The organism is Vibrio sp. S234-5 (assembly GCF_000960595.1).
Classification (GTDB): Bacteria; Pseudomonadota; Gammaproteobacteria; order Enterobacterales; family Vibrionaceae; genus Vibrio.
Genome location: NZ_JZAM01000251.1, coordinates 1 through 2,315, shown reverse-complemented (window position 1 = coordinate 2,315; position 2,315 = coordinate 1). Strand labels below are relative to the sequence as shown.

Below are 2,315 nucleotides of genomic sequence, written 5' to 3'. Positions count from 1 at the left end.
CCTTTACTCAGACTTAGAGAATGCCCAAATAGTGGCCCACGACGCCAAGCGCGAGCGTGCCAAAAATCAGTACCGGTGGCTTGGCAAAGAAGCCTTTGCCGCGCACCATTTTGAACATGAAGAACACGAGCGCCAGTGGCAGCAGGTTCGGCATAATCTTGTCAAACAAATCGTGCTGTAGAGAGACCACTTTGCCACCCATTTCGAGCTCCAGCGTGGTGTGCACTTTGATGAAAGTAGCGGTCAACGCACCAATCACGAACAGCCCCATGATGTTAGCCGCACGCGCGAGCCTCTCGGTCACGCCACTCATAGCGCTCATCGCTTTCGCACCAGCGTTGTAGCCAAGAAACATCAAGCCAAAATACGCTAAGAAGTGCGGAATTTGGTACAGTACGAAGAACACAAATGGGCCGGCAATCGAACCATCGGCGGCAATCGCCGCACCCAGTGCTAAAGTCAATGGCATCAGTGTCATGTGGTCAAGCGCATCCCCGATACCACCTAGTGGCCCAAGACCGGCTACTTTCACGGCATTGATGGTGCTTGGCTTTTCTTTGTTCTCTTCCATTGCCACGGACAGACCAAGTAGAAAAGTGAACAGTTTTGGCGAGCTGTTGAAGAACTGGAGGTGGTTTTTCAACGAGGTCGCAAAATCACGTTTGTTGTTGCCGTGAATTTTTTTCAACGCTGGGATCATCGAGTACGCGTAACCGCCAGCCTGCATACGTTCGAAGTTAAAGTTGCCTTCCATGAACAGGCCACGCAGGGCACACATAATAAGCTCACGCTTGGTGATCACTTTACGTACTTCGTTGTCTTGGTATGCATCAATCTCATCGGTGAAACGTTCTGTTTGCTCCGCTTCTTTTGGAAGCGCGTCTGTATTAAATACCGTCGTCATCGTAATTCTCACTTTGCACAGAGTTATTGCCTACTGCTGCCTGGGTTTGGCTGCCTGTCATGAAGTAGTAAAGGACCGCGGCTGATCCACCAAGTACCGCTACCGCCATGATCGGCAGTTTAAGGTATGTGGTCATCACGAAACCAATGAAGAAAATCCCCGCCATCTCTTTGTTCCACATCACTTTTAACAGCATGGCAAAACCGATAGCGGGCACCATTTTCGCACCGATACCTAGACCTTCAAGCAGCATAGTTGGCGCATTTTCGTCAATCCACTGTGCCGCATGCTCACCAAAGTATACCGTGATGAACGCGACCACCGAGTACATCGTGGCACGGGCAGTCAAAATACTGATTAATAAGAAGTCGATACCACGAGAGTCACCGCGCTCAGCGCAGTCGTCCGCTTTACCCATTGCGAACGAGGACATGGCAAAGAAACCGATGATCAACATCTGCATCAGTACCGCAATTGGCATGCCCACACCCATTGCGATTTCTGGAGTTTGGTTGGTCATTATGGCAAACGCCACTGCGGCAATGGTCCCCATGGTCACATCTGGCGGCTGAGCGCCCGCGTTTGGCACTAGGCCAAGCCACGCAAGCTCTAAAACCGCACCGGTCATCAGACCAAGTTCCAGATCACCCATGATCAGACCAACAATCGGGCCAGTGATCAGCGGACGGTGAATGTTCAGTGCCACATCGTATTTATCGATACCACACAGGAACGCCCACACCGCTACAAGCATTGCTTCAAATAGCATTGTCTCTTTCCTTTATTTGGGCCGGGGATAGTTTTCCTATACCGGCGGTTGAGAATTACGCGCTCGCTTTCGCTAGTGTCAACACCTCAACCGGATCTTGGTCTGGGGTGTTCTGGATAGTCGAGAGCACATTACATGCGGCGATGCGCTCAAACGCCGTGATATCTTTCGCATCCACCGATACGGTTTTGGTGATTTGACGTTTACCTTCATGGAAGTGCATGTTACCCACGTTCACCGCCTTAATCGGTACGCCGCCTTCAATCAAACGCGCAACGTCGGTTGGGTTCGAACACACGATAAAGATTTTTTGCTCAGGCTTGGCTTTACCAATGATGGTGCACAGTTTGTCGACTGAGTAAAATGAGGTTTTGAACTCTCCGCCGGCCGAGGCACGCATCGCTGCTTGAGAGAACTCGGCGGTTGGGCCTTCGGCCACATCGTCGTTACACACGATACAAGTGTTAGCGCCAGAAGCCGGCATCCAAGTAATTTTCACTTGGCCATGCAATAGACGCTCGTCTATTCGGCACCATACAATATTCGCTGACATAGTATTGAAACCCTCAGTTATGATTCAAATTGGTGGATGATCACGCCTTGCACGACACGGTTGACTTCGCCCGTTGGGCAAGGATTATC

The 2,315-nt window shown here is 50.8% G+C and carries 3 protein-coding genes; all 3 read right to left on the bottom strand.

The features are described 5' to 3' along the window. Nucleotides 1-13 precede the first annotated feature (13 nt). Genes UF06_RS15880 through UF06_RS15870 form a run of 3 tightly spaced genes read right to left on the bottom strand, consistent with a single transcriptional unit; the run spans nucleotide 14 to nucleotide 2,226 of the window. A complete protein-coding gene (locus tag UF06_RS15880) occupies nucleotides 14-904 on the bottom strand; it encodes a PTS system mannose/fructose/sorbose family transporter subunit IID (protein ID WP_045571299.1) in 891 nt (296 codons plus the stop codon). Beyond that, nucleotides 888-1,673: a PTS N-acetylgalactosamine transporter subunit IIC gene (agaW, locus tag UF06_RS15875; protein ID WP_045571298.1), complete on the bottom strand. Its 786-nt coding sequence runs from the start codon at nucleotides 1,671-1,673 to the stop codon at nucleotides 888-890. Before agaW ends, UF06_RS15880 begins: the two co-directional genes overlap by 17 nt. Nucleotides 1,674-1,728: 55 nt before the next feature. Further along, nucleotides 1,729-2,226 carry a PTS system mannose/fructose/N-acetylgalactosamine-transporter subunit IIB gene (locus UF06_RS15870; protein WP_045571297.1) on the bottom strand — a complete coding sequence of 166 codons (498 nt, stop codon included), beginning with the start codon at nucleotides 2,224-2,226 and terminating at the stop codon, nucleotides 1,729-1,731. Nucleotides 2,227-2,315 lie beyond the last annotated feature (89 nt).